At 75.7% G+C, this 20433-nt stretch carries 19 protein-coding genes; 4 read left to right on the top strand and 15 right to left on the bottom strand.

The window, feature by feature from the left end; genetic code table 11:
* Positions 1-154: 154 nt before the first annotated feature.
* Genes HDA33_RS11545 through HDA33_RS11535 form a run of 3 tightly spaced genes read right to left on the bottom strand, consistent with a single transcriptional unit; the run spans position 155 to position 2675 of the window.
* Positions 155-1207 carry a hypothetical protein gene (locus HDA33_RS11545; protein WP_184173367.1) on the bottom strand — a complete coding sequence of 351 codons (1053 nt, stop codon included), beginning with the start codon at positions 1205-1207 and terminating at the stop codon, positions 155-157.
* Positions 1207-2244: a hypothetical protein gene (locus HDA33_RS11540; RefSeq protein WP_184173365.1), complete on the bottom strand. Its 1038-nt coding sequence runs from the start codon at positions 2242-2244 to the stop codon at positions 1207-1209. The genes HDA33_RS11545 and HDA33_RS11540 overlap by 1 nt, the downstream gene beginning before the upstream one ends.
* Positions 2241-2675 carry a PadR family transcriptional regulator gene (locus HDA33_RS11535; RefSeq protein ID WP_184173363.1) on the bottom strand — a complete coding sequence of 145 codons (435 nt, stop codon included), beginning with the start codon at positions 2673-2675 and terminating at the stop codon, positions 2241-2243. Before HDA33_RS11535 ends, HDA33_RS11540 begins: the two co-directional genes overlap by 4 nt.
* 168 nt (positions 2676-2843) lie before the next feature.
* Here HDA33_RS11535 and HDA33_RS11530 point away from each other — a divergent pair, with 168 nt between their 5' ends.
* Together HDA33_RS11530 and HDA33_RS11525 are read left to right on the top strand one after the other, a co-directional pair.
* Positions 2844-3410, top strand: coding sequence for a DinB family protein (locus HDA33_RS11530; protein WP_184173361.1), 567 nt, complete (start codon positions 2844-2846; stop codon positions 3408-3410).
* Positions 3411-3513: 103 nt separating this feature from the next.
* Entirely contained in the window at positions 3514-6048 is a 2535-nt protein-coding gene (locus HDA33_RS11525) for an HAD-IC family P-type ATPase (RefSeq protein WP_184173359.1), read from the top strand.
* A gap of 140 nt (positions 6049-6188) precedes the next feature.
* Here the strand turns inward: HDA33_RS11525 and HDA33_RS11520 are convergent, their stop codons facing one another.
* From HDA33_RS11520 to HDA33_RS11480, 9 genes are all read right to left on the bottom strand, one after another.
* Positions 6189-8891, bottom strand: a complete 2703-nt coding sequence (locus HDA33_RS11520) for a hypothetical protein (RefSeq protein WP_184173357.1) — start codon at positions 8889-8891, stop codon at positions 6189-6191.
* The gene (locus tag HDA33_RS11515; protein WP_184173355.1) at positions 8888-10150 is read right to left on the bottom strand and encodes a hypothetical protein; all 1263 of its coding nucleotides are present in this window, start codon (positions 10148-10150) and stop codon (positions 8888-8890) included. Before HDA33_RS11515 ends, HDA33_RS11520 begins: the two co-directional genes overlap by 4 nt.
* Positions 10151-10472: 322 nt before the next feature.
* Positions 10473-11615, bottom strand: coding sequence for a hypothetical protein (locus HDA33_RS11510; protein WP_017489741.1), 1143 nt, complete (start codon positions 11613-11615; stop codon positions 10473-10475).
* Positions 11612-12007 carry a PadR family transcriptional regulator gene (locus HDA33_RS11505; protein ID WP_184173353.1) on the bottom strand — a complete coding sequence of 132 codons (396 nt, stop codon included), beginning with the start codon at positions 12005-12007 and terminating at the stop codon, positions 11612-11614. The genes HDA33_RS11510 and HDA33_RS11505 overlap by 4 nt, the downstream gene beginning before the upstream one ends.
* 171 nt (positions 12008-12178) lie before the next feature.
* Positions 12179-12814, bottom strand: a complete 636-nt coding sequence (locus tag HDA33_RS11500) for a CbiQ family ECF transporter T component (RefSeq protein ID WP_184173351.1) — start codon at positions 12812-12814, stop codon at positions 12179-12181.
* Positions 12811-13623: an energy-coupling factor ABC transporter ATP-binding protein gene (locus HDA33_RS11495; RefSeq protein WP_184173349.1), complete on the bottom strand. Its 813-nt coding sequence runs from the start codon at positions 13621-13623 to the stop codon at positions 12811-12813. Before HDA33_RS11495 ends, HDA33_RS11500 begins: the two co-directional genes overlap by 4 nt.
* A gap of 13 nt (positions 13624-13636) precedes the next feature.
* Positions 13637-14800 (bottom strand): thiolase family protein, encoded by a 1164-nt coding sequence (locus HDA33_RS11490; protein ID WP_184173347.1) that lies wholly within the window; start codon positions 14798-14800, stop codon positions 13637-13639.
* Positions 14797-16161 carry an AMP-binding protein gene (locus HDA33_RS11485; protein WP_184173345.1) on the bottom strand — a complete coding sequence of 455 codons (1365 nt, stop codon included), beginning with the start codon at positions 16159-16161 and terminating at the stop codon, positions 14797-14799. Before HDA33_RS11485 ends, HDA33_RS11490 begins: the two co-directional genes overlap by 4 nt.
* Before the next feature lie 4 nt (positions 16162-16165).
* Positions 16166-16801, bottom strand: coding sequence for a biotin transporter BioY (locus tag HDA33_RS11480; protein WP_184173344.1), 636 nt, complete (start codon positions 16799-16801; stop codon positions 16166-16168).
* Positions 16802-17140: 339 nt separating this feature from the next.
* Here HDA33_RS11480 and HDA33_RS11475 point away from each other — a divergent pair, with 339 nt between their 5' ends.
* Both HDA33_RS11475 and HDA33_RS11470 read left to right on the top strand, forming a co-directional pair.
* Positions 17141-17602, top strand: a complete 462-nt coding sequence (locus HDA33_RS11475) for a GNAT family N-acetyltransferase (RefSeq protein ID WP_184173342.1) — start codon at positions 17141-17143, stop codon at positions 17600-17602.
* A gap of 35 nt (positions 17603-17637) precedes the next feature.
* A protein-coding gene (locus HDA33_RS11470) for an IS5 family transposase (RefSeq protein ID WP_184173340.1) occupies positions 17638-18532 on the top strand; the annotation gives its coding sequence in 2 pieces (ribosomal slippage) (positions 17638-17988 and positions 17990-18532; 894 coding nt in all).
* A 326-nt stretch (positions 18533-18858) separates the two neighbouring features.
* Here the strand turns inward: HDA33_RS11470 and HDA33_RS11465 are convergent.
* From HDA33_RS11465 to HDA33_RS11455, 3 genes are all read right to left on the bottom strand, one after another.
* Positions 18859-19461, bottom strand: coding sequence for a cadmium resistance transporter (locus HDA33_RS11465; RefSeq protein ID WP_184173338.1), 603 nt, complete (start codon positions 19459-19461; stop codon positions 18859-18861).
* Positions 19458-19817: a Cd(II)/Pb(II)-sensing metalloregulatory transcriptional regulator CmtR gene (cmtR, locus tag HDA33_RS11460; RefSeq protein WP_017488126.1), complete on the bottom strand. Its 360-nt coding sequence runs from the start codon at positions 19815-19817 to the stop codon at positions 19458-19460. Before cmtR ends, HDA33_RS11465 begins: the two co-directional genes overlap by 4 nt.
* Before the next feature lie 223 nt (positions 19818-20040).
* Positions 20041-20430: a heavy metal-responsive transcriptional regulator gene (locus HDA33_RS11455; protein WP_002854084.1), complete on the bottom strand. Its 390-nt coding sequence runs from the start codon at positions 20428-20430 to the stop codon at positions 20041-20043.
* Between the last annotated feature and the right edge of the window lie 3 nt (positions 20431-20433).

Raw genomic sequence — 20433 nt, 5'->3', positions numbered from 1 at the left:
CTGCAGCTGGTCGTAGGCGGCCGCCGGATCGCCGAGACCCAGGAGGACGCCGCCGAGCAGGCGAGCCCGCGGGTGCGGCTCGTGGTGGATCCGCCGCGGGCGGAGGGCTGAGAGGAGGCCGCGAGGTCGTGACGCGCGGGGCCCGGGGCAGGGGTCAGGCGGCCGCGCGCCCACGCATCCGCCACGCCCGCCACGCGATCAGCGGCATGATCACCGCGCCTGCCACCGCCCACCAGTCCGGCGGAGCGGACCGGTCGGCCAGCTGCGCCCACAGCTTCCCGACCCAGTACACGGCCACCGCGGTGAGCAGGAGCGCCTCCCAGCGCAGCCGCCGGCCGCGGTCCGGGCGGAACCGCGCCGCGTAGTCCTGCGGTGTGCCGAACTCCTCGGCCAGCGGACGGCCGGACGCCGCGGCGTGCGCGCGGGCCTCGTCCACCACCTCCCGCACGCGCGCGTCCGAGTAGGCGAGCTTCGAGCGCAGGACGCCGCCGAGCACGAGGGCCCAGGCGTCGTCGTCGGGGGTCTGCGCCGTGGTGGCGTCCGGGACGTCGTCCGTGGGCAGTCGCCAGAAGCCCAGCGCACCCAGGCCCAGATAGCCGGCCACGATCGCCGCATGCCACCCCACGGAGCCCGTGAACAGCGGCTGCTCCGAGAGCCAGGGCAGCAGGAACCCCGCCCCGACCACCAGTGGCACCGCGCCCGCCGCCACGATGCCCGCCGTGGCCGAGAAGGAACGCCGGAGGATGGTCCTGGACCACAGGGTGATGACCACCGTCATCACCACGGCGAGCACCAACGGGAACAGCAGGTGGCCCCATGTGTAGTCCACGGTGGAGCCGTCCCGGAACGCGAACACGACGGCGAACGGCACGGAGAACAGTGCGGCGATGATCAGCGCGTTGCACGGTGCCGCCCGCCACGTCAGCGACGGGTCCGTGGCCAGCACCGGCTCCCCGGCCGCGCTCGACTCCGCCGTGCGCTCCCGGGCCCAGCCCACGGCCGGACCGAAGAGCTCCTCCGGTCCCTGCCCGGAGCCCACGACGACGGCCAGCGCCTCCGTCAGCTCGCGCACCACGATCTCCTCCCGGACGTCGTCCAGCAGGAAGCGGCCCGCGGCCGCGGCGGCCCAGTCCCCATCCGCCGACACGCCGCGCGCGGCGGCGAAGCGCTCCAGCAGGTCCGGCAGCGGGGGTTCACGGCGGGTCATCACTGTCCTCCTTCATCAGTCCGGCCTGCGGCCGCGCGGCGCACATCCACCCAGGCGAGGACGGCGGCGGCCACCGTGCCGGCGGCCACCAGCCAGTGCCACCACTGCGCCTCACCCTTCGGCACGAGGACGCCGACCATGGCACCCACCACCGCAGCCGCGGCGACGGTGGTGAGCGCCGCCGTCGTGCGCGCGCGGTGGACGCGGTCCCGCGGCACCCGCGCGGCGTAGGAGGCGGGCGAGCCGAACTCCTCGGCCAGGGTGGTGCCGGCGTCGGCGGCGTGGGCACGGGCCTCGGCCACGATCTCGCCCACCCTGCCCTCCGGCACGTCGGCGCGGGAGCGCAGCAGGAACGCGAGGCGAGCGGCCCACTCCTCCTCCGAGTCCGGCGTGAGGCCCTGGTCCGCGTCCCGCTCCGGGAGCAGCCGGGCGGCCACCCAAGACAGCACGCCGCACACCGCGGCGACGCCGAGCCACACGAAGGAGCTGACGCCCGCGGCGAGCCCGGCGTCGCCGACGCTCACCATGAGCACGGCCAGGGCCGCGAGCAGTGCGCCGGCCAGGCAGACTGCCGCACCGGCGGCCGCCACCGTGGGCACGTGCCGCTGCAGCCGCTCCCACCCCCACAGCACGCCCATTCCGCCCACGCCGACCACCGGCGGCACCAGCAGCACGCCGAGGGAGACGTCCGTGGTGAGCCCGTCCTTCAGGAGGGTCAGCAGGAAGGCCAGCAGCGCACCCGCACCCGCCAGGACGAAGCCCACCCTGAGCACATCCGCACCCGTGGTGATGCGCGCGTCTGTGAGGGGCTCGCCGGCCTCGGCGGCGTCCGCGCACGCCTGAGCAGCCCAGTCCTCGGGCGCCCCGAAGAGCTCCTCCGGGTCCTCCTGGGTGGCCACGACGACGGCCCGCGCCTCCGCCAGCAGACGGCGGCGGTGCGCCGGGGCGACCTCCTCGGCGGCCAGCGCGGCGGCGGCCGCGCGCAGCCAGTCGGCCTCGGCCGCGCGGGCGGCGGAGCGGGCGGTGGCGTCGTTCATCGGGTGACCTCCTGCGGATCGGGAGCGGGGACGGATTCGGCGGTACCGCCGTCGGCACCGGCCTCCCCCTCAGCGCCCAGGGCCGCGAGCGCGGCGCCGAGGGCCCGGAAGGAGGCGACGGCGTCGGCGTACGCGGCGCGGCCGGCGTCGGTGAGGGCGTAGTCCTTGCGGCCGGGACCGCCCTGGCCCTCCACCCAGCGGGTGCTGACGTGGCCGGCCTCCTCGAGGCGGGCGAGCACGGGGTAGAGCGAGCCGCCGCGGAGCGTGCCGAAGCCGCGGGCGGCGAGGGTCTGGGCGATCCCGTAGCCGTGCAGCGGCCCGGCCGTGAGCGCGCCGAGGATCGCGGGCTCGAGCGCGGCGCGCAACCAGGCTGCGGGCCAGGGGCGGGGGCCTGCGGAAGCGGGGGCGCCGTCGCCAGGGAGTGGGCTCATGTATCTAAGTACACGGCGTATCTATAGATGACGTCAAGCTGTCCTCGGGTTCGGATCCCCAGGCAGCTCACGACGGCGGGGCTCAGCGGCTCGCCACCGTGCGGTGCAGCCGCCCCCGGACGCGCCGTTTCCCGAACGAAAACTGGGGTGGGGCGTAGCCTGGCGCCCATGACCACCGTGTTCTACGACGAGCAGGGCCGTCCCGAGCCGCCGGCCGCCGCCGGCGAGGCCGCCACCCTGCTCGGCTTCCTCGACTTCCTGCGGGCCAGCCTCGAGTGGAAGTGCTCGGGCCTGGACACCGAGGCGCTGCACCGCCGCCTGCCCGGCCACCCCTCCGAGATGACGCTCGGCGGGATGCTCAAGCACCTCGCGTTCGTGGAGTTCTGGTGGTTCGAGGCCGTCGCCCTCGGCGAGCCGACCTCGGAGCCGTGGGTCTCCGCGGACTGGGACGCGGACCCGGACTGGGACTGGCACAGCGCCGCCCAGGACTCCGCGGACGACCTGCGCGCCGTGTGGTCGGACCAGGTGGCGCGCTCCCGGCAGACCGTGGTGGACCTGCTGGCCGGCGCGGACGACGACGGCGCGGCCGCCCTGGCGCGGACCCACCGGATCCGGGAGGGGCGGGACCCGGTGTCCCTGCGCTGGATCCTCACGCACATGATCGAGGAGTACGGCCGGCACTGCGGCCACGCGGACCTGCTGCGCGAGGCGGTCGACGGCCAGACCGGCGAGTGAGCCCCCGCCCCACCCCCGGGGCCCCGCCCCCACCCCGGTCTGAGGCGCGATTCACCCCTGGGTCTGATGTGTCCGGCCCGCCGGAGTCGGTAGCGTCTGAGCCATGACGCCGCCCGCTCCCGCGCCCCCGCCCGCCGCCGCACCGGGTGCGCTGTCCGGGGTCTCCGGGCTGACCTCGGCGGAGGTCGCGGAGCGCGAGGCCGCGGGCCTGACGAACGAGCAGTCGAAGGACACCTCCCGCTCGCTGGCCGAGATCCTGCGCGTGCACGTGCTCACGCTGTTCAATCTGGCGATCGCACTGTGCGCCGTCGTCGTGATCTCCCTGGGCCGCTGGCTGGACCTGCTGTTCTCCCTGGCGGCGATCGCCAACGTGGTGATCGGCGTCGTCCAGGAGTACTCGGCCAAGCGCAAGCTGGACCGGATCGCGCTGCTGCACCAGGACGACGCCGTCGTCGTCCGGGACGGGGCCCGCGTGTCCCTGCCGATGGCGCGGATCGTGCGCGACGACGTCGTGGTGCTGCGCCGCGGCGACCAGGTGCCCGTGGACGGCGAGGTGCTCGCCTCGGACGGCCTGGACCTGGACGAGGCGCTGCTCACCGGCGAGAACGACCCCGTGCCCAAGGCCCCCGGGGACGCCGTGCTCTCCGGCTCGTCCGTGGTGGCCGGCACCGGGCTCGTGCGCGCGACGGCGGTGGGCCCGGCCTCGCACGCCGCCCGGCTCAGCGCGGAGGCCCGCCGGTTCTCGGCGATCCGCTCCGAGCTGCGCGGCGCCCTGGAGAAGGTGGCCCGCTGGCTGACGATCGGCCTGGTGCCCATCATCGCGGTGATCGTGTACGGCCAGATGACGGCGGTCGGCGGGTGGGCGCACGCCCTGGCCCAGCCGCGCGAGGCCGCCCTCGAGCCCGCCCTGATCGCGTCCGTGGCCGCCGTGACCAGCATGATCCCTCAGGGCCTGGCCCTGATGACCACCATCGCGTTCGCGGTGTCCGCGCTCAAGCTCGCCCAGCACGAGGTCCTCATCCAGGAGCAGCCCGCGGTGGAGGTCCTCGCCCGCGTGGACACCGTCTGCCTGGACAAGACCGGCACCCTCACCGAGGGCGGGGTGCGCTTCCACGAGCTCCTCGCCCCCGCCTCCGCGTCCCCGTCCACCTCCACGTCCACGGACGACGACGGCGCCCCGGCCGACGTCGACGCCGCGGCGTGCGCGGTGCTCGCCTGGTTCGGCGCCGACCCGGACGCCAACCCCACCGCCGCCGCCCTGCACGAGCCCTTCGCCGACGCCCCGCCGCACGAGCCCGCGGACCGCGTGGCGTTCTCCTCGGCCCGCCGGTGGTCCGCCGTCGCGTTCGGCCCCGAGGTCGGGGCGGCCACCGGCACGTGGCTGCTCGGCGCCCCCGAGGCCCTGCTGGGCGACGCCGACGCCCGGCCGGGCGAGGCCGGGACCGGCCGGGACGACGTCGCCGCCGTGCGCGCCCAGGCGGACGCCCTCTCGGACGAGGGCCTGCGCGTGCTGCTGCTGGCCCGCACCGACGCGCCCCTGGCCGGGAACGCGCTGCCCGCCGGACGCGTCCCGGCCGCCGTCGTGACGTTCCGCGAGAACGTGCGCCCGGACGCCGCCGAGACCCTCGGCTACTTCCACGCGCAGGGCGTGCGCACCGTGGTGATCTCCGGGGACAGCCCCCGCACCGTGGCCGCGGTGGCGCGCGAGGTGGGCATGGACGTGCCCGGCCACGCCCACGACGGCCGCACCCTGCCAGAGGACCCCGCCGCCCTCGCGGACGTCATGGCCGAGCACGACGTGTTCGGCCGCGTCAGCCCGGACCAGAAGAAGGCCATGGTGGCGGCCCTGCAGTCGCGCGGGCACGTGGTGGCCATGACCGGCGACGGCGTGAACGACGCCCTCGCCCTGAAGACCGCGGACCTGGGCATCGCCATGGGCAACGCCGCCCCCGCCACGAAGGCGGTGTCCCGGATGGTGCTGCTGGACGGCCGCTTCGACCGTCTGCCCGCCGTGCTCGGCGAGGGCCGCCAGGTGATCGCGAACATGGAGCGCCTGGCCCACATCTACCTGACCAAGACCACGTACGCCCTGCTGTTCGGCGTGGTGTTCTCCCTGCTGGCCTGGCAGTTCCCGCTGCTGCCCCGGCAGGCGTCCACCGTGGACTTCATCATGATCGGGCTGCCCACGTTCTTCCTCGCCCTGCTGCCGAACCCGCGCCGCTACGTGCCCGGGTTCCTGGGCCGGGCGCTGCGCTTCGCCATCCCCTCCGGCGTGGTGATCCTGCTGTCCATGGTGGCGCTGCAGGCGTACGTGCGCCTCACCGCCGCCCACGTGGACCTCGCCCAGCAGCAGACCGCGTTCATGATCACCCTCACCCTCGTGGGCCTGTGGGTGCTCAGCGTGATGTCCCGGCCGCTGACCCGCCGCGTGGTGGTGCTGATCCTGGGGATGTACGCGGTGCTGGCCGCCGTCGTGCTGGTGCCGGCCTCCCGCTGGTACCACCAGATGGAGCTGCCGCCGGCGGACGTGCTGACGGCCGCCCTGGTGATCGCCGTGCTCGGCTGCGCGCTGATCGAGCTGATCCACCAGGTGCACCGCCGCCACGTGGCCCGGGTGCTCGCCGCCGCCGGGGCCTGAGCGGCGACTGACTCACGCCGGGCCGGGTGGGGCACTCCCCTCGCGTTGCGCTCACGACTCGCCGTGCGGGATTCCTGCACGCGGCGCGTCGTGAGCGCAACACCGGCGGGCGGCCAGCCTCGGCGGCGCCCCGCCTCACCTCACGCCGGGTGGCGGCGGGCCCGCTCCAGCACGTCGGCCGCGCGCTCGGCGACGTCGGCCTCGCGCCCCTCGAGGACGCTCGCGGCGGCCTCCAGGGCGTCCAGCCGGTCCGCCATGCCGCCGCGCAGCCGCTCCACCACGGAGGTGCCGGCGAGGGCCTTCGCCTCCCGCCAGGCGGCCACCAGCTCACGCTCGTAGAGGCGCTGCCCGGCCTCCTTCGCCGTCCCCGCGGGGCCGCGGCCGAGCACCGCCACGGCGTCGAGGCGGGAGTCGTCCAGGCCGAGCATGAGGGCCTCGAGCCGCCGGGTGATCGCCTGCAGCCGCCGGCCCGAGGACGTCAGCGAGCCGAGGCCGCGCAGGCCGGCCGCCGTCGTCGCCAGGGACTCCAGGGCCAGCGCCAGGGTGAGCAGAGCGGCGGCGAAACCGAGCGTGAGCACCGTGGTCAGCACGGCCGGCTCGACGTCCGGGGCGGGCGCCTCGCCCTCGCGGTCCGCGGACTGCATGGCCTGCCCGGCGCGCACCACGGCCGAGCCGACCTCCCCGGCCAGGCTCGCACCCTGCGCGTGCGGCAGGGAGCTGAGCACCACGCCCGCCACGGTCCAGGGCTCTGCCGTGTCCACGGTGTTCAGGGGCATGCGGCCCATCACGCGGCGGCCGTCCTCGAACACGAACACGGGCAGCACCACGGCGTCCCGGCGCAGCTCGCCCGTGGCCGGGTCCAGGAGCGCGCCCGACTCCGCCACGACCCGCCGCAGCCCCTCCGCGGTGGCCGTGGGGTCCAGGTCCACGCCGAGCTCGGACCACGGCCCCTTCCCGTCCTCCGCGTCGGTGCGGGTGGCGCGCGGGGTCAGGTAGGCCTCGCCGGCGCGCACGGCCACCACCACGTCCAGGGCGCGCGGGAAGGTGCCGTCCACGTGCTCGGCGACGCGCTCGACGTCGATCCCGTCCGCCGGGCCGTCCACGCTCACGCTGCGCAGCGCCTCGGAGCCCACGAGTCGGTACGGGTCGGGCGGCAGGGCGGCGTCCGTGGCGCGCTGGGCGAACGGGAGGCTGACCAGCACCGCGAGCACCGCCACGAGCGCCCACGCCGCGCGGCGCAGGTGGGGCGACTCGGCGGGGCCGGCGGCCCGCACCGCGCGGCGCGACGACGGCCCGTCCGTCCGGGGCGGATCCGACGGGTCCGCGCCGTCGCCCGCCGCTCCGCTCGCTCGGCCCGTCCCGGGCACCCACGCCGAGGCCGCCCCGGTCCCGGCGTCGGTCCCGTCGCCCCCGCCCAGCGGCCCCACCAGGGCGACGGCGGTGCGCCGCGCGCGGGCCAGCTGCGCCATCAGGTCCCCGGCCGGGCGGGCGCTGAGCCCGAGCCCGGCGCGCAGGGCGACCAGGCCGCCGTCGCCGTCGTCGGGACCCTCGGTCAGGCCCGCGTCCTGACCGAGCGGGAAGCGCTCGAGCTGCGCGGTGACCTCGCGGGCGCGGCCGGCCAGGCGCTTCTCCGCGTCCTTCCAGCGCCGGGCCGCGGCCCGATCCAGCCGCTCGTGCTGGGCGACGGCGAGCAGGTCGTCGTAGGCGGCCTCCAGGCCGTGCCGGACGGCGGGGTCCACCGCGCCGTCGGGGGCCTGGCGCAGCAGGCCGGTCAGCGCCAGCACCTCCTCGGCCACCGGGGCCAGCACGCGGTCCAGCACCCGGGTGCGCCGCGGAGTGGCCGCCAGGACGTCCGCGGAGTCGATCAGCTGCTCGACGGCGTCCTCGAACCCGCGCGTGGCCGCCTCGAACGCGGCGACGCGCGCGCCCAGCGCCTCCGCCTCCAGGCCCCGCTCCCTCGCCTTCTTCGACGTCGCGGCCTTCGCGCCCTTCGTGCCCCGCGTCCGGCGCGGCGCCGCCCCGCCCTCCCTCTCGACGGCGGCGGTCAGCGTCCGCTCCTCCTTCGCCTCACGCTCCAGGCCGCGACGCAGCTCGGCCCGCCACTGGGCGTGACCCGTGGGCAGGGCGTGCGGGGCGACGCCCGCCATGGAGACCTCGAGCGCCTCCATCTCGAGGAGCACCCGGGCGAGGGATGCGCGGCCGCGGTCGAGGGAGCGGCGGACGTCGGCCCGGCGGCGGCGGGCCCGCGCCCACAGCGCCGTGGCCACGAGCGCCCCGGCGAGCACGGGCAGCGCCAGCCCGAGGTGCAGGGCGGGCACGCGGGCCGGGCCGCCGTAGGAGGCCTCGCCCATCGCGCGCGCCACGTTGACCACCGCCGTCGGCCCCTGCCCGGCGCCGAGGCCGGAGTGGTACATGCGCTCGAGGTTGACCCGGTCCGCCACGTCCTCGTCCAGGCCGAGCCGGGGACGGATGACCACCCCGGCGGAGTCCTGCTCCGGGCGGTCCTCCGGGTCCGCGTCCGGGTGCTGCGGGCCCCACCCCTCGGTCTGGGCGGAGAGCAGCACGTCCACGCCCTCGGGCAGGCCCTCGCCGCGGAAGGACTGCTCGAAGGTGAGGTGCTCCGGCGTCACCCGCAGGGTCATCGGCTCCCACGAGCGCACGGGCCGCTGGGCGAGGACGGCGTCCACGGTCCCCTGGCTGATGCCGAACGGGGTGCCCTCCTCCACCTCGATCCGCACGGTGTGCCGCGGCTGCACGACGCTCACCCACAGGGCCAGCCCCGCGAGCACCGCCGTGAGGACCGCGCAGGCCACCGCGATCCCGGCGAGGGTGCGCTCTCTCATCGGACGGCCTCCCGGACGACGTCGGGGAAGCGGACCGCGGGCCGGGCGCGCCGGCCCGCCTCGACCAGCGCGCGCAGCGTCGCCTCGGCCTGCCCCACCCGGTCCTCCAGCTCCGGGCGGACCGACCGGCGGAACGCGTCCGGGCGGCCGCGGCGGCTGCCGGGAGCCAGCGAGTCCAGGGCGAGGGTGTGCTCCACGACGGCGGCCGTCGCCTCCCGGGCCTGCGGCAGGGCGCGCGCCCCGGGGGCGTCCGCGGCCAGGGCGAGCAGCTCCGTGAGGGCGCGCAGGCGCAGGGCCGGGTCGTCGCCCGCGTGGGCGAAGCGGGCCGGGTCCGCGGGGAGCGGCGCGGGCGCCTCGGCGGGGCCGGTGCCGGTGCCGCGGCGACGACGGCGCAGCGCCAGCACCCCGACGGCCACCAGCCCCAGCACGAGCGCCCCCAGCGCGGCCCACTGCCAGGCCGGCCGGTCCGCGAACAGCGACTCCTCCTCCTCCTCCGCCAGGGCGCGGACCTGATCCGAGGGCGTCGTGTGCGCGACGGCGGTGCGCACCAGCGCCTCCAGCGCCCCGGTGTGCTCGGTGCCGGGACGGGCGTCGCGCAGGTCCGCCTCCAGCCGGGACACCAGGTCCGGGCCCGGGGTGACCCCGGTGCCCGTGGCGAGGTGGACGACGGGGGCGAGGGCGCCGTCGTCGTCCGCGGGCGGGAGCATCACGGTGGTCATCACCCACGGCGGGTCCAGCAGGGGGAAGCCGTCCGGGCCGGTGCTCGGCGGGTCCTCGGGCATGCCCGTGCGGTACTCCAGGACCATGGCGCGGGCCGTGGCCTCGGCGTCCGCGCGCATGGCGGCCTCGTCCGCGCCCGGGTCCGCGACGTCCACGGTGAGCATGACGATCCGGCCCTCGAGCGGCAGGCTGCGGGCCAGCATGATGAGCGTGTTCTGGTCCACGTAGGGCTCCTCCGGGTTGAGCACCGCGAAGTGGATGCTCTCCGTGAGGATGCCCAGAGACGGGACCACCCGGCCGTCCGCGGCGAGGCGGTCGCCGAAGCCGTGCTCGTCCGAGTCCAGCGGGATCAGCGACGGCGTCGGGGTCGAGTGCGCCGGCCCGCCCGGGGCGGACGGGTAGACCGGGGTGGGGGCGGCGGCTGCGGGTGCGGGCGTGGCGGCTGCGGGGGCGGGCGTGGCGGCTGCGGGTGCGGCGAGGGCGAGCGCTCCGGCCAGGGCGAGCGCGCCGACGATCCGGCCCCGTCCCGCTGTGCGCATCCTGCCCCCTGTCGGCCTCTCGCCGTCGGGCCCGCTGGCCCGTCCGGCGTCGTCCCCTGCAGTGTACGGAGGCCCGCCCTCGCTGCCCGGCCGCCCCGGACCCCGAGCCGCCCCCAGAGTGGTCACGACAGGCCGCGTCCGCGGGAGGGAGACGGCGTGTCGTGACCACTCTGCGCAGGGGTGGCGCGGGCGAAGAGCGGCAACGGCCCCCGTTGCGCTCACGACTCGCCGTCCGGGATTCCTGCACGCGGCGAGTCGAGAGCGCAACGCCGGGGCCGGACACCCGGCGCAGTGACGGGAGCAGTGACGGGCCGGGCGGCGGTCAGCGCCCGCCCGCGCCCGGCGCGACAGCATCACGACGACGCACGGCGGCCCGGTACTCCCGCCACGACACGCCCACCACCAGCACGAGGGCCAGGATCTGCGCGACGCTCCACGCATCGATCCCGCCGTCCTCGACCGCCCCGGCGACGTTCGTGAGCACCACCAGCCCGGCGAGAGCGGTGAAGAACCACGCCATCCGGCGCTTCCCGGCGACGCCGTCCTTCGCGAAGCGCGAGGCGTACCCCGCCGGCGCGCCGAACTCCTCGGCCAGCGGGCGGCCTGCGTCGGCGGCGTGGGCCTGCGCCTCCCGGACGATCTCGCGGATCCGCGCGTCGGACAGCTGCATGCGCAGGCGCAGGGTGCCGGCCAGCTCGCGGGCCCAGGCGTCGTCGTCGAGGGGGTCGGCGGAACTGGTGGCCACGGGGCGCGCCTCGGGCAGGACCCGGTTCGCGAGCCACGCGAGCGCGGCGTGGACCGGGGCGAGCGCGAGCAGCCAGAAGGTGCTGCCGGTGAACAGCGTCTCGGTCCCGCCGCCCGTCACCAGCCACCCGGCCAGCCCGCCGACGACGACGACGAACGCGGCCCCCGCCGCCAGGACGGCGACGAGCCGGGAGACGCGCGGGAGCAGCCGCTCCCACAGCGTCATGGCGCCGACGCCCAGCAGCGACATCAGCACGGGGCCCGCCAGGAGCCCCCACGAGTACTCCGTGGTGAGGCCGTCCCGGACGAGCCAGACCACGAAGAACAGGACGCTGATCGCGGCAGCCACGGTGAAGCCCACGACGGGCACGTCCCGCCAGGACGCGTCGGGCGTGGAGTCCACGATCGGCTCCCCGGCCTCCGCCGCGTCCGCCCGCATCTGCGCGGCGAACTCGACGGGGGTGCCGAAGAGCTCGTCCGGGCCCTCGCCGCTCTGGGCCACGGCCTCGGCGGCGCGCCGGAGGTGGCGTCGCGCGGCGGCGGTGGAGACGCCGTCCAAGACGAGCACCCCGACGAGGAGCAGGGCCCAGTCCCGGTCCTCCTCGTTGCCGCGGGCCGCGTGCATGGCCTCGATCTCCGGCTCGAGCGAGGCCGGGGCGGACGTGGTCGCGCGCCGCGGGTCGGCGGGGTCGTGATCGTGGTCGTGGTCGTGGGTGCTCATCGGGCGGTTCCCTCCTGTGCGGTCAGGCGCGGGGTCGCGCCGAGGTCGGCCAGCGCGTCGCCGAGGCGGCGCCAATTCGCGACGGCGTCGCGATAGGCCGCACGCCCGGCGTCGGTGAGCTCGTAGTCCTTCCGGCCGGGGCCGGCGTCGCCGGGGGCCCAGCGGGCGGTGATGTGACCGGCCTCCTCGAGGCGGCCGAGCACGGGGTAGAGCGAGCCGCCGCGGAGCCGGCCGAAGCCGTGGTCCGCGAGCGCCTGGGCGATCCCGTAGCCGTGCAGCGGCCCGCCCGCGAGGCTGCCGAGGATGGCGGGCTCGAGGGCGGCGCGGACCCAGGCGGAGGGCCAGGCCTCCGGCGCCGTTCCTGACGGCGGTCGGTCGGTGGGCTCGTTCATGTACCTAGGTATAGCACGTACCTAGGTACGGGATCATCCCTTCTTTTCCTGCGGGCGGGGCGCCTCCGGGCCGCCCCGGCGTTGCGCTCACGACTCGCCGTGCGGGATTCCTGCACGCGGCGAGTCGTGAGCGCAACGGCGTGCCTGCGGGCGGAGGGTCTGCACCCGCGCCTACTCGATGCCGCGGGCGGCGAGCGCGTCGCCGACATCGTCCGCGTGCTTCACCGAGAGCACGAGCAGCGGCAGCACCCACGCCCAGGGCGCCATGCGCACGCCACGGCTGGCCTGGGCCTGCCGCACCTGCTCGGCCACGGAGCGCAGGTGCCCGATCGAGGCGAGCACCAGGCCCATGGCCAGGCCGACGCGCTCCGGCCGCAGCCCCGCCCGGGCGAGCCGAGGCCCCAGCCACGGGATCCGTTCCACGGGCGACAGCACCGCCTCGGCCACGCCCACCAGCTCGGCGATCCGCGTGGTCCGCGTCAGCACCTGCGCGGCCAGCACGAGCCCGAGCACGCGGCCCACCATGAGCGCGGCCGCCGTGAGGTCCGCGAACAGCCACTGCGCGGCGAACAGGAACGCGTAGAACACCCAGAGGGCGCGCAGGTCGCGGCCGAGCATCGCCGCCCCGCGCCGCGGCCCGAAGCCCGTCAGGTACGCGGCCAGCGCCATCCCGACGGCGGCCCCCGCGGTCCACGGGGTCGGCGGCGCCAGCGTCACCGCGAGCGCCCACGCCGCGAACAGGGCCAGCTTCAGGCCGGCGGGGGCGCGGTGCAGGGGCGAGTCGCCGGGGACGTACAGGGAGATCACGGTCGCGCCTCGGCCGACGCCCCGGCCGGATTCCCCGCGGCCGGATCGCCCGCTGCCGGCACGGCCGACTCCGCCGCCACGGCCTCGTCCAGGAACGCCGCGTAGGCGTCCACGACCTCGCTGGCCGGCCCGACCGCCCGCACGCGGCCCTCGTGCACCCACACGGCGTCGTCGCAGGCGCGGGCGAGCTCGAGGTCGTGGGTGACGAGCAGCAGCTGGAACCCGTCGGCGGCGAGCAGCCGGTCCGCGATGATGCGCCGGTGCCGCCCGTCCAGCAGGGAGGTGGGCTCGTCGGCGATCACCAGCCGCGGGCGCCCGGCCATCACGGAGCACATCGCCAGGCGCTGGGCCTGCCCGCTGGACAGGGCGAGGCAGGGCCGCTCGGCGAGCTCGGTGAGCCGGTGCTCGGCGAGCGCCGCGGCCACGCGCGCGGCGACGTCGACCTTCGAGAGCCGCCGGCCGTCGTCGTCCCGGAGCGACTTCACGGTGAGCTCCACGTCCTCGCGGACCGTGGGCATGATGGCCTGCGCGGCCGGGTTGGCGAACACCATCCCGACGACGCGGCGCAGCGCCTTCACGTCCCGCACCGCGTCCACGCCGTGCACCGTGACCTCGCCGGCGACGACGTCCACCAGCCCCGCCACGGCGCGCGCCAGCGTGGACTTGCCCGAGCCGTTCTCCCCCACCACGGCGACGCGCGGCGCGGTGAGGTCCAGGTCCACGTCCTGCAGCAGGGCGACGACGCCCTCGGGCCCGTCCGCCTCCACGCGCGCCCCGCGCAGCCTCACGCCCGTCGTCTGCTCCGTCATGCCTCGCATGATCTCAGGCCACCTCCAGCACGAGCGCCACGCCCATGCCGCCGCCCACGGCGCAGGCCACCAGGGCGCTCGACCCCGGCGGGCAGGACTGCAGGCGCCGCACCGCGTGCGTCGCCGCGACGGCGCCCGAGGCGCCCCACGGGTGGCCGAACGCGAGCGCCCCGCCCTCGGCGTTGACGCGCGGGTCCACTCCCCAGTCGTCGGCTCGGGCGGCACCGGCCTCGGCGCTCAGGCCGAGCTCGTCCAGCACGGCCCAGACCTGCGCCGAGTACGCCTCCACCACCTCGACGACGGCCACCTCCGCCAGCGCGATGCCCGCGGCGTCCAGCACCTCGCGGACCGCCGCCACCGGTCCGATCCCGGGCAGCGCCGGGTCCCCGCCGGTGAGGGCGGAGGCCACCACGCGGCAGGGCCGGAGGGCCGCGGCGTCCCCGGGCGGGCCGGCCGGCGCGACCGTCGCCGCCGCGGCCGCGGATCCGGGGACCAGCAGCACGGCGGCGGCGCCGTCGGCGATGCGGGCCGCCGTCGCCCCGGTGACCGCCGTGGCGGGGTCCGCGCCGGGGGTGACCGCGGGGAATCGGGAGAGCGCGGAGGGCGCCAGGGCGCGGGGGCCGTCGTCGCCGAGGAGGAGCAGCGCGCCGACGCGGGCGAGCGCATGGGAGCGCAGCGCGAGCCGCTCCTGGCGGGCGCGGGAGATGCCGCGGGCGGCGGCGAGGGCGTCCGCGGCGGCGGTCATGCCGGGGTCGTCCCAGCCGGCCGGGACCATGGGCGCCTGCGCGTAGGGCACGCCGTCGAGCGAGCGTTCGGGGGCGGTGCTCGGCGACTCGACGCCCCCGCCCACGGCCGGCCGAACGGTGTCCACGGCGTGGCGGGCCGCCTGGGCCACGGCGAGCAGGCCCGCGCCGCACTGGGCGTCGACCGTCCAGCCGGGGGTCTGCACCCCCAGCCCCGCGCCGAGGGCGGCGATCCGTCCGAGGTTGCCGCCGGGGCCCGCGCAGTTGCCGAGCACGACGGCGGCCGGCCGCGTCCCGGCGGCGACCGCGGCCACCGGGCCCGCGGCGAGCTCCCCCGCGCCGATCCGGCCCTGAGCGCGGGAGCGGCCCGTGATCGGGGTGCGCGCGACCGCCGTGATCCAGGCCGACTCCGGGTGCCGCTGCGGCCCGCTCATGCGTGGCCCTGCCGTCCGGCTGCGTGCCGGGTCGCCGCGGGGAGCGCGGCGTCGGGGAGCACGCGGCGGATCTTCCCGCTGCCGGTGCGCTCGAGCCGGTCCACGAGCACCCAGCGGCGCGGCCGGGCGGCCGGGGACAGCCCGGCGCGGGCGGCGGTCTTCAGCATCTGCAGCGCGGCCTCGGGATCCTGTCCCCGGGCCGGCTCGACGACGGCGCACACCCGCTCGCCCAGCCGCCGGTCGGGGACGCCGACCACCAGCACGCCGGAGGCGACGGGGCGGCCGGACCCGTCCCGGGCCGCGGCCAGCTCGGCCTCGACGTCTGCCGCGGCGGCGGTGGCGCCGGCGGTGAGGATCACGTCGTCCGCCCGGCCGTGGACCTCGAGCACCCCCGCGTCCGGGTCCCACGTGGCTCGGTCGCCGGTGGTGAGCCAGCCGTCCTCGCGCCAGCGGGGCGCCCCCGAGGAGAGGCGGGAGTCGTCCGGGGCGGCGAGCTGGTCCGACCGCAGCTCGAGCAGACCGGTGCGGGCCCGCGGCGTGTTCGGGTCCGGCGTGTTCGGGCCCGCCGGGCCGGCGTCGTCCGCTCCGTCCGCGATGCGCAGCCGTACGTCGGGCAGGGGACGCAGGCCGGCGCCGTCGAGGTCCACGGCCACGAAGCTGGCCTCCGCGGACCCGTAGAAGTGGGCCACCCGGATCCCGTGGGCGGCGGCCCGGTCCCGGGCGCCCGCGGGCAGCCGGTCCCCGCCGATCAGGGCGACGCGCAGGGTGGAGGGGGCGCCGTCGTCGAGCAGGTCGAGGGCGTCGACGAGCTGCGACGGCGTCGCGTCGAGGACGGCCGGCCCGGCGAGGTCGGCGGCGCTCAGCCGGGCGCGGGCGGTGACCCGGAGCCGCGCGCCCAGGGCGCCGCACAGCGAGGCGGCGTGCACCGCCATCGAGGAGACCGGATGCACGGCCACGAGCAGCTCCTCCCCCGGGCTCAGCCCCAGCCAGTCGGCGGCGACGCGGTGCCCCGCGCGCCAGGACGCCTCGGTGCGCAGCACGACGCGCGGGCGGGACGTGGAGCCGGACGTGAACGCGGCCCACGCGATCTCCGCGGCCGCCCGCGGATCCCGCGCCGCGAGGTCCCGCAGAGTGGCGGCCGCGTGCTCGACCTGCGCGGCCATCAGCGCCGCCGGCCAGCGCTCGTCGCCGACCACGGGGATCCCGCCGGACGCGCGGACGCGCACCGCCTCGGCCAGGACCGCCGCGTGGTCGGCGTCCCGGAGGGGCACGAGGCGGGCGGCCGGGTCGGGCGGGGTGGCGCCGGTGGTCGCGGGTGAGGTGGCGGGCATGGGCCGGGAGGCGGGGTGGGCGAGGGTCACGGGATCAGCGGAACGCCCGCGGGTAGGCCTTCCACAGGCCGGTGACCAGGAGCGCGGCCAGGACGACCTTGACGGTGTCCCCGGGGACGAACGCGCCCATCGCGAGGACCGCGGCGCCGGGCTCCATGTGGGCGGCGACGATGAAGCCCACCGCGCCGGCCGCGTACAGCACCACCATGCCCACCAGGCCCGCCACGAGGGCGGCCGCCAGGACGCGTCCGGGGCGCAGGCCCGGGCGGGCGCGGCCGGTCAGGGCCCAGAACACGAGGCCCACCGCGGCCGCGGCGACCACGTAGCCGAGGATGAAGCCCGACGACGGGCCGACGAACACGCCCAGCCCGCCGCGGCCGCCCGTGAGCAGGGGCAGACCGAGGGCCACGAGCGCGTTGAAGAGGAGCATGGCGGCGGCCCCGCGCCACGGACCGAGGATCACGCCGGCCAGGGTGACCGCGAGGTTCTGCAGCACGATCGGGGCGGGGATGCCCGCCACCGGCACCGGCGGAACGAGGCCCAGCACCGCCATGAGCGCCGCGAAGACGGCGACGCGGGCGAGGCCGGAGCCGGCGGAGGACCGGCGGGGCCGGCGGTCGTCGGTGCGGTGCGCGGGGCGCCCGGAGGCGAGGGTGTCGGACGTGGGCATGGGGGCTCCTGGCGGGGACGTGCGGGTGATGGTCGTCGGGCGGTCGGACGTCCAGGGGGACGCCTGCGGGAGCGCAGGCGATCACTGAACACCGTTCAGGAGAGGATAGCGGCAAGCGGGGGCGGGTGCGTACCCGGACGACGGCGATGGCGTCGAAGGGCCCCAGACGCGAGCCCCGCCCCGATCAGGCGGCGGCGGACTCCTCTGTCGAGATGCAACGAAGATTTCAGAAGCGCGCCAATTTGATTCATACGTCGATCAGGGTCTGAAGGGTTGACACCGGCTCCTCCTGCCCCTCGCTTGACCAGCGCACGGGATCACGGTCGCTACCCTCGATTCATGCCCTTCCGCCTGCGTCCCACCGTTCCCGCAGACGCCCCTGCCCTCGCCGCCCTGGCACGGAGCCAACGCGAGCATCTGGCCCCGTGGGAGCCGGAACGCCAGGCCCGTTGGTTCACCGAAGCCGGCCAGCGCGAGGCCCTCGAACAGGCAGACCGTGACCGGGCCGCCGGCCGCTCCTACGCCTTCGTCATCACTGACGACGCCGGGCACCTGCTCGGCCGTCTCACCCTCGCCAGCGTGGTCCGCGGGGCCGGCCAGTTCTGCTCGATCGGCTACTGGATCGCCCGCGAGGCGACCGGCCGCGGCGTGGCGACCGCCGCCGTCGGGCAGGCCCTGCAGATCGCCTTCGACGAGCTCGGCCTGCACCGCGTGCAGGCCGAGATCCTCCCCCACAACCACGCCTCCCGCCGCGTGCTGGAACACCACAGGTTCCAGCGGTACGGCCTAGGGCGCGTCTGACAAAGGTTGGGGGCGAGGGCTGAGAGGGTGATTGCGTGTCGCGTTTTCAGGTGCTCTCGGATGTTCAGTGGTCGTTGATCGAGGAGATGTTGCCGCGCCCGACGGGCAGGCCGGGTCGGAAGTTCTCCGATGCGCGCACCATGGTCGAGGGCATCGTCTATCGGTATCGGACGGGCATCGCGTGGCGTGATCTGCCTGAGGTGTTCGGTCCGTGGCAGACGGTGTGGACCTGGCATTACCGGATGGCGAGCGACGGGACGTGGGATCGGGTGCTCGCCAAGCTCACCGCTGCCGCAGACGCCGCCGGTTTGGTGGACTGGTCACTGTCGGTGGACTCGACTATCGCTCGCGCGCATCAGCACGCGACGAACACGACCCGCCTCACAGGGGGCTGGATCGAGTTACAAGAATCTGCGGGAAGAGCCGCCTGACCACGGCATTGGCCGCTCCCGAGGCGGCTTATCGACGAAGATCCACCAGCTCGTCGACGGCAAGGGGCGCCCGCTGGTCACGCTGATCACCCCGGGACAGGCGGGCGACTCGCCGATGTTCTTGCCTCTGATGGGCCAGCTGCGGGTGGGTCGCGACAGGGGCCGACCGCGCACCCGGCCGAACGCGGTCCGAGCCGATAAGGCGTACTCGTCCCGTGCGATCCGCGGGCACCTCCGTTCCCGCGGCATCAAGGCCGTGATCCCCGAACCTGATGACCAGAAGGGCCATCGCCGGCGACGTGGTTCGCGCGGCGGGCGCCCGATCGGACTTGACGCCATCGACTATAAGAACCGCAACGTGATCGAGCGACAGTACTGCCACCTCAAGCAGTGGCGTGGACTCGCCACCAGGTACGACAAACACGCCATCGTCTACCGCGCGGCCGTCGTCCTCAACGCCGTCATCGCCTGGGCAAAGACATTGTCAGACACGCCCTAGCTGCCCGGCCGCACACATAATCGGATGCAGTGGAAAAGGCCCCGCACCGGGACGGTGCGGGGCTTCTTTAGGCAGGCAGGGTGGAGGGGACCGGACACGAGTATCTCTCCTCCTCGTCGGGCTCCGCCACGTCCACGGCGTCCACCAACAGCAGCGCTCCCTCTTCGGCAAATGGGTGTGGCTTCGTTCGCTTGGTGGCGGGGTTCTTGCAGCGCTCCGAGGCGGTCTTGTTGCCGCGATCACGCAGGACTGGCTGCAGGTAGGTGTCGCGGTCTGAACCGAGAGGGGTGCGCCCGGTCGGGGCCGTTTGGATCGCTGCCGCTACGTCAGAGTCCGAAGGCTCCGCCGCTGACGAGGATCACGATGCCGAGGCCGATGAGAACGATGGGGAAGAGGACGTGCTCCCAGCGTTCGAGCACTTCGGCGATCGGGGGGCGGGTGGCGACGAACTTTGCCAGGGCCACCAGGACCGCGACGAGCGCGAGGAAGACGATGCAGTAGGCGACTACTGCGAGAGGTTTCACGCTGAGGAAGACAGGGGTGTAGACGCCGATGTTGTCGCCGCCGTTGGCAAGGGTGACGCCTGCGACTGTCCACACGCCGACCTTCTTGCCGGCAACCTTGGCCTCGTCGTCATCGTCGTCATCGTCTCCGCGCCAGGCCTGCCATGCGGCCCAGAGGCCGAGGCCCAGAGGGATGAGACCGAAGTACGGGATGGCTGCCGAGGGCAGGAATGCTCCGGCGCCAATGGTCACCAGGACCGCGGCACCGAGGATGCCGGCGAATCCGAGGTACTGGCCGGCCAGAATGCGGGCGGCAGTGCCGCGCTGGCCTGCCCCTCGCGCGAAGAAGAGGGAGAGCACGATGATGTCGTCGATGTTGGTCGCTGCGAACAGGCCCATCGCCTGCAAGACCGAGGTGAGGATCATGCGCCCTCCCCAGCTGCGTCGCATCCGGGAAGCGAGCAGGCGGGATCGATGCACGGGGCGTCTTCGTCCACTGCCAGGGTGGCATCGACCAGTGCCGTCAGCGCCTGCGCCAGGTGCGAATCGGCGATCTCATATCGTGTCCGACGACCCTCGGGCTCGGAGACGACGATCCCGCAATCGCGCAGGCATGCCAGGTGGTTGGACACGTTCGGGCGTGTCAGGTCCAGATCTCGGGCCAGTTCCGCCGGGTAAGCGGGATGGTCGAGCAGGGTCAAGATGATCCGGGATCGAGTGGGGTCGGCCAGTGCACGACCCAGGCGGTTCATCACGTCGAGACGCGAAGCAATAGTCATCATGGACTGAACTATACAGCGCGAACTGAACACTCGGTCACAGGCGTCAGCCCAGATCGCATGCCCGTAAGGGGATCCTTCACCGGGACAGCGGCCGACGGCAGGCCGGAGGAATAGGCGTCGCGATAGGGTGCACCCCGCGCAACAGAACCGTTGCGAAAGATCTAACACCCCAACGCAACAGAGTGGGCCGCCATGCGCTGCCACGGGCCCGTGAACTTCGGTGTCACAGGTAGCGGCAGACATCCTCGGGGGAGCACGTGGCCGGGTCGCCGGCGGCGGCGTCCTCGCGCAGGTCGGCGATCGTGGTGCGTAGCTGCGCGAGCTCGGCGAGTTGCCGGTCGATCACATCAAGGCGGGTGTCGAGCAGGTGGGTGACGTGCCGGCAGGGGGCCTGCCCCCGGTCGCGGATGTCCAGCACCTGACCGATCTGGGCCAGGGTCAGCCCGGCCGCTTGCCCCCGGCGGATGAAGTCCAGCCGGTCGAGCACCTCGGCGCCGTAGTCCCGGTAGCCCGCCGGGGTGCGGTCCGCGGCGGGTAGCAGCCCGACCTCCTCGTAGTACCGCAGGGTCTTGCTCGTCGTGCCCGACGCCCGAGCCACCTCACCGATCCGCATGCC

Source organism: Micrococcus endophyticus (assembly GCF_014205115.1).
GTDB lineage: Bacteria > Actinomycetota > Actinomycetes > Actinomycetales > Micrococcaceae > Micrococcus > Micrococcus endophyticus.
The sequence above is the reverse complement of the archived record's forward strand: the minus strand, read 5'-3'. Positions and strand labels throughout refer to the sequence as shown.